The 8298-nt window shown below is 68.9% G+C and carries 7 protein-coding genes; 5 read left to right on the forward strand and 2 right to left on the reverse strand.

Annotation, left to right across the window (positions count from 1 at the left end; genetic code table 11):
- Position 1 precedes the first annotated feature (1 nt).
- Together B0F77_RS21045 and B0F77_RS21050 are read right to left on the reverse strand one after the other, a co-directional pair.
- Complete coding sequence (locus tag B0F77_RS21045) at positions 2-1216, reverse strand: sensor histidine kinase (protein ID WP_086664658.1); 1215 nt, start codon at positions 1214-1216, stop codon at positions 2-4.
- On the reverse strand, positions 1213-1902 hold the full coding sequence (locus tag B0F77_RS21050; RefSeq protein ID WP_086664659.1) for a response regulator transcription factor: 690 nt from the start codon (positions 1900-1902) through the stop codon (positions 1213-1215). The genes B0F77_RS21045 and B0F77_RS21050 overlap by 4 nt, the downstream gene beginning before the upstream one ends.
- 292 nt (positions 1903-2194) lie before the next feature.
- Between B0F77_RS21050 and B0F77_RS21055 the strand changes: the two genes are divergently transcribed.
- From B0F77_RS21055 to B0F77_RS21075, 5 genes are read left to right on the forward strand one after another with little or no spacing between them, the layout of a single operon-like run.
- Entirely contained in the window at positions 2195-3388 is a 1194-nt protein-coding gene (locus B0F77_RS21055) for an ABC transporter ATP-binding protein (RefSeq protein ID WP_086664660.1), read from the forward strand.
- A gap of 9 nt (positions 3389-3397) precedes the next feature.
- Positions 3398-4690 (forward strand): ABC transporter substrate-binding protein, encoded by a 1293-nt coding sequence (locus B0F77_RS21060; RefSeq protein ID WP_086664661.1) that lies wholly within the window; start codon positions 3398-3400, stop codon positions 4688-4690.
- Positions 4687-5982, forward strand: a complete 1296-nt coding sequence (locus B0F77_RS21065) for an ABC transporter permease (RefSeq protein WP_086664662.1) — start codon at positions 4687-4689, stop codon at positions 5980-5982. Before B0F77_RS21060 ends, B0F77_RS21065 begins: the two co-directional genes overlap by 4 nt.
- On the forward strand, positions 5979-6884 hold the full coding sequence (locus tag B0F77_RS21070) for a carbohydrate ABC transporter permease (RefSeq protein WP_086664663.1): 906 nt from the start codon (positions 5979-5981) through the stop codon (positions 6882-6884). The genes B0F77_RS21065 and B0F77_RS21070 overlap by 4 nt, the downstream gene beginning before the upstream one ends.
- Entirely contained in the window at positions 6881-8041 is a 1161-nt protein-coding gene (locus B0F77_RS21075) for an ABC transporter ATP-binding protein (protein WP_086664664.1), read from the forward strand. Before B0F77_RS21070 ends, B0F77_RS21075 begins: the two co-directional genes overlap by 4 nt.
- The last annotated feature ends 257 nt before the right edge of the window (positions 8042-8298 follow it).

The raw sequence follows: 8298 nt of genomic DNA on the forward strand, positions 1-8298 counted from the left end.
TTCAGGGGTGTCCGCGCCACAGCCGCCACGCCCGCGGGCTCGCCGGGGCGTGGTGGCTGTTGGCCTCCCCGAACCGCAACCGCACCCTCGCGCCGCCCAGCCGTCCGCGTTCCAGGTGGATCGTGCCACCGGTGGCCTCCGCGGCGGCGCGGGCGATGTCCAGGCCGAGCCCGGTGGACCCGCCGCCGCTGATGCCCCGGTGCAGCGCGGAGGACGGATCGGCGACGCCCGTTCCGCCGTCCTCGACCACCAGCGTCACCCAGCCCGCGTGCCGCACCACCGACACCCCGACCGGCGCGGCCGGGGAAGTGTGCCGGAAGACGTTCTCCAGCAACGCGTCCACCACGGCCGCCAGGGCGTCGGGCGACAACGGCACCCAGGCCGGCTCACCGACGTCGATCTCGCACAGCCGCCCCTGGTCGTCCGCGTGCGCCGACCAGAACTTCATGCGCGCCTCGACGACCGATGCCACGTCGCAGGTGCTCGGCGACTCGCTTTCCACCGGTTGCAGTTCCTGGATGATCCGGTCGACGTCGTGTCCCAGGGTGCTGACCGCGCTGCGAATCCGGCCGGCGACGGGCCCGGTCCCCACCGCGTCGGCGTCCAGTCGCAAGGCGGCCAACGGGGTCCGCAACCGGTGCGAGACGTCCGCGATCATCTCCCGCTCCTTCGCGACCAGCTGCGAGGTCCGCGTCGAAGCCTCGTTGATCGACTCAGCCAGCGCCTCCAGTTCCCGGGGCCCGGTCAGCCGGACCCGCCGCCCGGAAGACGAGGCCAGCGCCCGCAAAGCGGCGATCACCGGCGTGAAAGGCCGATGTCCCAGGAAAATTCCACCGGCCAACGCCAGACCCGCGACTCCGGCGACCACCAGCGCCGCCTCGAACGGAACCGGCACAGCGGCGGGCACCACCGAAACCACCGCTCCGCCAACGGAAACCGTCGCGGAACCGCCGCCGGCGCCGAGCCGTGTGCCGTCCGCGAGCACCACGGACAACCGCCCCTCGGCCCCGGCGGACGTACGCGCGATCGTCCCCCGGACGGCGTCGGGGTCCGCGGACACCGCGAGGACCGCCGCGACGACGGCCACGTCGCGCTGATCAGCCCCCGCCGCAGCCGAAACAGCCCGTTCGTGCAGCAGAAACCCAGCCGTGGCCAGGAAAACCACCGTCACCAGTCCTGCCGCCAGCAGCAGCGCACGGGTGATGACCGACCTCATTCGGGCGCCGCCAGCTTGAACCCCACGCCCCGGATCGTGTGCAGATAACGGGGGTGCGCGGCCGTCTCGCCGAGCTTGCGCCGCAACCACGACGCGTGCACGTCGATCGTCTTGTCGTCACCGACGTACGGATGTCCCCACACGGCCTGGATGAGCTCCCGCCGTGAGATCACCCGGCCCGGCCGTGCCGCCAGGTAGGAGAGCAGGTCGAACTCCCGCCTGCTCAACGAGAGCGCGCAGTCACCGAGCGTGGCGATCCGCTGACCGAGATCGACCGACAACTCGCCCAGCACCATGACGTCCGATGTGGAAACCACGGCAGAACCACCCGTTCGCCGCAGCAGCGCGTTGATCCGCGCGGCCAGGTGTTCGGACGAGAACGGCTTCACGATGTAGTCGTCCGCGCCGGCGTTCAACGTGCTCACGACCGAGTGCTCGGCCCCACGGGCGGTGGCCACGATGACCGGCACGTTGCTCACCCCGCGCAGCATCCGCAGGGCCGCGACACCGTCCAGATCAGGCAGTCCGAGATCGAGAATCACCAGGTCGAGCTCGTTCGTGCTCGCTTCGCGCAACGCGGCCACGGCGGTGCCGACGGCCTGCACGACGTGCCCGAGGTCGGTCAGCGCGTGCACGAGCGCCGCCTGGACCACCGGGTCGTCCTCGACCACCAGCACCTTCGACATACACGCAGCGTAAGCAGCGAACCCGCCGATTGGGAGAGGTGTTTTGAGTGGTGTGGCCCGAACGTTGCCGGGGCATTCGCGGTCAGACGGGTGCATCGTGGTGCCGCCCCCGCGCCTTCATACTGGACGTATGGGGGCGCGGGGGCGGTGCCACGAGGCGTCCTGCTGAGCGTGAATGCCCCGCCCACGTTCGGGCTACGCCACTCACTTATCGAGATCGTGTTTCGTCCTTAAATCTCCCTTAGGGCGCGCGGGCCTACGGTCTGCAATCACACCGAACCAGGGAGTTGGCGTGGCAGAAGTCGTTCTGACGGGTCTGGGCAAGGCCTACGGTGACGGCACCCTTGCGGTCACCAACCTCAACCTGGAGATCCGCGACGGTGAGTTCCTGGTGCTCGTCGGTCCGTCGGGCTGCGGCAAGACGACGGCGCTGCGGATGATCGCCGGGCTGGAGCAGATCACCGAGGGCACCATCCGCATCGGCGAGCAGGTCGTCAACGACGTGCCGTCGCGTGACCGCGACGTGGCGATGGTGTTCCAGTCGTACGCGCTCTACCCGCACCTGAACGTGTACGACAACATCGCTTTCGGGCTCACGTTGCGCAAGCTCGCCAAGACCGAGATCGACCACCGGGTCCGCGAGGTCGCCGAGGTCCTCGAACTGACCGAGCACCTCGACCGCAAGCCCCGCAACCTCTCCGGCGGCCAGCGCCAGCGCGTGGCCATGGGCCGGGCGATCGTGCGGGCACCCCAGGCGTTCCTGATGGACGAGCCACTGTCCAATCTGGACGCCAAGCTGCGCGTGCAGATGCGGGCGCAGATCGCCCGGATCCAGCGCGAGATCGGCGTGACGACCGTGTACGTCACGCACGACCAGACCGAGGCCATGACTTTGGGCGATCGCGTCGCCGTCATGCGACGCGGCGTGCTGCAGCAGGTCGGGCCACCGCAGGAGCTCTACGACCGGCCGGTGAACCTGTTCGTCGCCGGCTTCATCGGTTCGCCGGGCATGAACCTCGTGTCCGCGCGGCTCGACGAGAACGACGGCCGCTTTTGGGTCTCGCTCAACTCCGACGCCCTGTTGCTGCCGGAATCCGTGCTGCGGCAACGGCCTGCGCTGCGCGAGTACGTCGGCCGCGAGGTCGTGGTCGGCATCCGGCCCGAGGACATGGAGGACACCGCTCTCGCAGACGCCCGCGAAGGCGAGATCCTGCACTCCGTCGCGGACCTGGTGGAGGCCATGGGGTCGGACGTCCTCGTGCACTTCCCGGTCGACGTCCCGCCCGTCGTCACCGACGACACCCGTGAGCTGGCGCGCGACGCCGGCACCGACGACCTGCCCAACCCCTCCGGCAAGGGCACCGTCCTGGTCGGACGGTTCAGTCCCCGCACCCGCATCTACGAAGGACAACCCGTCGCCGCCTGGGTGGACACCTCCCGGCTGCATTTCTTCGACCCGGCCACCGGGTCCTCCATCTGGAAGTAGAGGGCTTCAATGAAGAAGCAGTTGATCGCTCTGCTCGCGCTCGCCACCTCGGGACTCGCCGCGTGCACGGGAGGTGCCGCGGGGACCAACGGCACCACGGAGGACCTCAAGGGCCAGACCGTCGAGGTCGTCGGGCCGTGGACCGGTGACGAGCAGAAGAACTTCGAGAAGGTGCTGGACGAGTTCAAGACCAAGACCGGCGCGGAGGTGAAGTACACGCCCGCCGGTGACGAGCTCCCGACCGTGCTGCAGACGAGAATCTCGGGCGGCACACCACCGAACGTGGCGCTGATCGCCCAGCCCGGCCTCGTCGCGCAGTTCGCCAAGGCCGGCGCGTTGAAGCCGGTGAACGCCGACGTCGAGAAGGCCGTCACCGACCACAACGCGGCCGTGTGGAAGCAGTTCGCGAGTGTCGACGGCAAGCTCTACGGCTTCACCTTCAAGACCGCCAACAAGTCGGCGTTCTGGTACAGCGAGAAGGCCTTCCAGCAGGTCGGCGCGACGCCGCCGGCGACGTGGGACGACCTGGTCAAGACCAGCAAGGCGATCGCCGAGACGGGCCTGGCCGCGGTGTCGGTCGGCGGCGCGGACGGCTGGACGCTCACCGACTGGTTCGAGAACGTCTACCTGCGCACGGCGGGCCCGGAGAACTACGACAAGCTCGCGAAGCACGAGATCCCGTGGACCGATCCGACGGTCCGCAAGGCGTTGGAGGAACTGGCGAAGCTGTGGGGCGAGCCGACGCTGATCGCCGGTGGCGCGCTGCAGACCGAGTTCCCCAAGTCCGTGATCAACGTCTTCGGCGAGCCGGCCGGTGCCGCGATGGTCTTCGAGGCTGACTTCGTGGCGAGCGTGATCAGCACGAACACCAAGGCGAAGGTCGGCCAGGACGCGAAGTTCTTCCCGTTCCCGTCGGTCGCGGGCAGCAAGGACGCGGTCGTCGCCGGCGGTGACATGGCCGTGCAGTTCAAGGAGGACAAGGCGACCACCGAGCTGATGAAGTTCCTCGCCTCGCCGGACTCGGGGAAGATCTGGGCGGAGCTCGGCGGTTTCCTCTCGCCCAACAAGGACATCCCGGAGTCGTCCTACCCGGACGACGTGACCCAGGACCTCGCCAAGCGGATCGTCGACGCGGGCGACAACGTCCGGTTCGACATGTCCGACCTCGCCCCGGCCGCGTTCGGCGGCACGAAGGGCGCGGGGGAGTGGAAGGACCTGCAGGACTTCCTGGCCGACCCGAAGAACGTCGACGGGATCATGCAGCGCCTGGAGGCCAACGCGGCGAAGGCTTACGGCAAATGAAACTTCGGACGAGCGTGGACGTCGCGCCGGGGCGCTCGCCCCGGCAGGCGATCCCGTTCCTGCTGCCCGCGCTGGTCGTGCTCGCGGCGCTCGTGCTTTACCCGTTGGTGTTCTCGCTGATCCGCAGCTTCTTCGACGCCACGGGTGACGAGTTCGTCGGCCTGCGCAACTACGTCGACACGTTCACCGACCCGCGGACGCTGACCGCGTTCCGCAACAACGTGATCTGGGTGGTGGTCGCCCCCGCGGCCGTCACCGGGCTCGGCCTGATCCTCGCCGTGCTCACCGAGCGCATCAGGTGGGCGACGGCGTTCCGGCTGGTGCTGTTCATGCCGATGGCGATCTCGTTGTTCGCCTCGGGCATCATCTTCCGGCTCGTCTACGCGGAGGAGCCGAACCAGGGCGTGGTGAACGCGGCCCTGGTCGGCGTGCACGACATGTTCAGCCCTTCCTCGCAGTATCCCGGTGCGCGACCGCGTGAGGGTTACACCGCAACGGAAGCGGGCTTCAGCGCGACCAGGCCGGTGCGGGCGGGCGACACGGTCATGTTGCCGCTCATCGGGTTCAGTCCGCAGCAGGTGCCGGCGCAGGCACTGCCGGCGTCCGCGCCTCAGGCGGGTGCCGGAGAACTGCGCGGCCTCGTGTGGCTCGACGTGTCGGCGAACGGCAACGCGGGCAAGGTCGATCCGATCGAGCGCGGACTGCCCGGCATCGCGGTGGAAGCCGTGCGGGACGGGAAAGTCGTGGCGCACACGACCACGGGCGACGACGGCAGGTTCACGTTCCCGGACCTGACCGCCGGCGAGGTCACCGTGCGGTTGCCGCGGACGAACTTCCAGCTGCCGTTCCGCGGCCTGACCTGGCTGGGTCCGGCGCTGATCACGCCGGTGATCATCTCGTCCTGGATCTGGATCATGACCGGGTTCGCGATCACGTTCATCGCGGCGGGACTGTCGGCGATCCCGCGGGACGCGCTGGAGGCCGCGCGGGTGGACGGCGCGACGGAGTGGCAGGTGTTCCGCCGCGTCACGATCCCGTTGCTGTCCCCGGTGTTGCTGGTGGTCTTCGTGACGCTGGTGATCAACGTGCTGAAGATCTTCGAGCTGGTGTTCGTCATCGCGCCGGGTTCGGTGCAGTCCGAGGCCAACGTGCTGGCCCTGCAGATGTGGCAGGTGTCGTTCGGCACGGGCGGCGACCAGGGTGCGGGCAGTGCGTTGGCCGTGATCCTGTTCCTGCTGGTGGCCCCGGCGATGCTGTTCAACATCCGCAGATTCCGACGGGAGCGGTCATGACCCTGGTGGCCGAAGAGGTCCGCATCGACGTGCCGGTGTCCGGCGCACCTCGCCGGGGCGTGCTGTCCCGCGTGTTCGGGCGGCTCGGCGACGGGTTCGTGCAGGTGCTGCTCGCGCTCGTCGCGGTGTTCTGGCTGGTTCCGGTGTTCGGCCTGCTGATCGCGTCGTTGCGCGACGAGTCGGCCAACACCGGGAGCGGCTGGTGGACCGTGTTCACCAAGCCGGCCGAGCTGACCCTGGCCAACTACGCCGAGCTGGTCGCGAACCAGGCGGTGTGGCAGTCGTTCCTCAACACCTTCTACATCGCCGTGCCCGCAACGGTCCTGGTCGTCGTGATGGCGTCGCTGGCGTCGTACGCGTTGTCGTGGATCGAGTTCCCCGGCCGCGAGACCCTGACGGTGGTCGTGGTCGGGTTGCTGGTGATGCCGATCCAGGTCGCGCTGATCCCGGTGGCGAAGCTGTTCGGCGCGTTCGGCCTGTTCGGCACGATCACCGGCGTGGTGCTGTTCCACGTCGCCTTCGGCCTGCCGTTCGCCATCTTCCTGCTGCGCAACTTCTTCACCGGCATCCCGCGCGACCTGATCGAGGCCGCGCGGATGGACGGCGCGACGGAGTGGGTGATCTTCAAACGGGTCGTGCTGCCGGTGGCCAAGCCGGCGATCGCGTCGCTGACGATCTTCCAGTTCCTCTGGGTGTGGAACGACATGCTGGTGGCGCTGGTGTTCGCGGACCAGGACTCGGCGCCGATCACCGTGGCGCTGCGGGCCCAGCTGCGCCAGTTCGGCACCAACATCGACCTGCTCGCGACCGGCGCGTTCCTGTCGATGATCGTGCCGCTGGCGGTGTTCCTGGTGTTCCAGAAGTACTTCGTGCAGGGCGTGCTGGCAGGGTCGACGAAATGACCGCCGTCGCACTGCGGGACGTGAGCCTGGTCTACCCAGGCGGCACGGTCGCGGTGAGAGACGTCAGCCTTTCCGTCGCGGACGGGGAGTTCGTGGTGTTGCTGGGCCCGTCAGGTTGCGGCAAGTCGAGCATCCTGCGCATGGTGGCGGGCCTGCAACGCCCCTCGTCCGGCCACGTGGTGCTGGGCGGGGTGGCGGCGGACGACGTGCCGGCCCGCTCCCGGGGTGTGTCGATGGTGTTCCAGGACTTCGCGCTGTACCCGCACCTGACCGTGGCGGACAACATCGGCTTTCCGCTGGACGTCGGCGGGTGTTCGCGGGCCGAGCGGACGGAACGGATCGCCGGGGTGGCGTCGGCGTTCGGCATCGGCGACCTGCTGTCCCGCCGCCCCGCCGAACTGTCCGGCGGCCAGCGTCAGCGCGCGGCGATGGCACGGGCGATCGTGCGTGGTCCGCGCGTGCTGCTGATGGACGAACCTCTGTCCAATCTGGACGCGGTGCTCCGCTCCGGCCTGCGCGCGGAGATCGTCGGTCTGGCGCGTTCGTTGGGACTGACCGTGTTGTACGTGACGCACGACCAGATCGAGGCGCAGACGATGGCCGACCGCATCGCGGTGCTGCGCGACGGCGTCCTGGAAGACGAGGGCCTGCCCGACGAGGTCTACCGGCACCCCGCGACCATGCACGTGGCGGCGTTCCTCGGCAGCCCTCGCATGAGCCTGCTGAAGGCGTATGTGCAGGTCGTCGTCGACAGCCATGTGGCGCTGCACATCGGCGGCCAGACCGTCGACCTGCCGTGGCCGGACATGCGCGCCCGTGCCGTCGCCCACTACGACGGCGAGGACATCGCAGTGGGCGCCCGGACCGAGGCCCTGCGCCCGGCCGCCGCCGGTTCGCCCGGCCCGGTGCTGACCGGCCAGGTGCGGCACCTGGAACACCACGGCCACGAAACGCTGGTGTCGGTCGACGTCGGTGCGTCCGGCGTGGAGCCGTGTGGGCTGCACGAGCTGCGGACCGGCGAACTTGTGTTGCGCGTGCGTCCGGACGTGCGGCCCGTGCACGGCGAACACGTCGGCGTGCACCTGTGCCTGGAACAGCTGCACTTCTTCGACCTGGCCAACGGGCGTCGGATCGGTCCACGCGGACGCCGCCGCTAAGCACCTGGCCGAAAGTGGTATCCGAAACCTCTGGCCTCGCTGGGTGCCCACAGTGTCCTGCAAGTACCACCAACTCTTGATCGAATCGCCGTCAACTACACCCGATCTCGTCGCCGCCTGTCGAGCCGCTGCGGTGTTCTCAGAGGGAAGCGACCCCTGTTGGGTGTAGAAACACGCCTGTTGATGTTGAGTTGGTGGTACTTGCAGACGCCATGAGAGCCCAGGGCAGAGCGCCAGACGAGTAACGGACACAACTT

The sequence above is a fragment of the Lentzea kentuckyensis genome, from assembly GCF_002150765.1.
Classification (GTDB): Bacteria; Actinomycetota; Actinomycetes; order Mycobacteriales; family Pseudonocardiaceae; genus Lentzea; species Lentzea kentuckyensis.

Bases quoted from the DNA above. Each gene is read 5' to 3' on its own strand.
- B0F77_RS21045 (WP_086664658.1), bottom strand. From the start codon at position 1,216: ATGAGGTCGGTCATCACCCGTGCGCTGCTGCTGGCGGCAGGACTGGTG.
- B0F77_RS21050 (WP_086664659.1), bottom strand. From the start codon at position 1,902: ATGTCGAAGGTGCTGGTGGTCGAGGACGACCCGGTGGTCCAGGCGGCG.
- B0F77_RS21060 (WP_086664661.1), top strand. From the start codon at position 3,398: ATGAAGAAGCAGTTGATCGCTCTGCTCGCGCTCGCCACCTCGGGACTC.
- B0F77_RS21065 (WP_086664662.1), top strand. From the start codon at position 4,687: ATGAAACTTCGGACGAGCGTGGACGTCGCGCCGGGGCGCTCGCCCCGG.
- B0F77_RS21070 (WP_086664663.1), top strand. From the start codon at position 5,979: ATGACCCTGGTGGCCGAAGAGGTCCGCATCGACGTGCCGGTGTCCGGC.
- B0F77_RS21075 (WP_086664664.1), top strand. From the start codon at position 6,881: ATGACCGCCGTCGCACTGCGGGACGTGAGCCTGGTCTACCCAGGCGGC.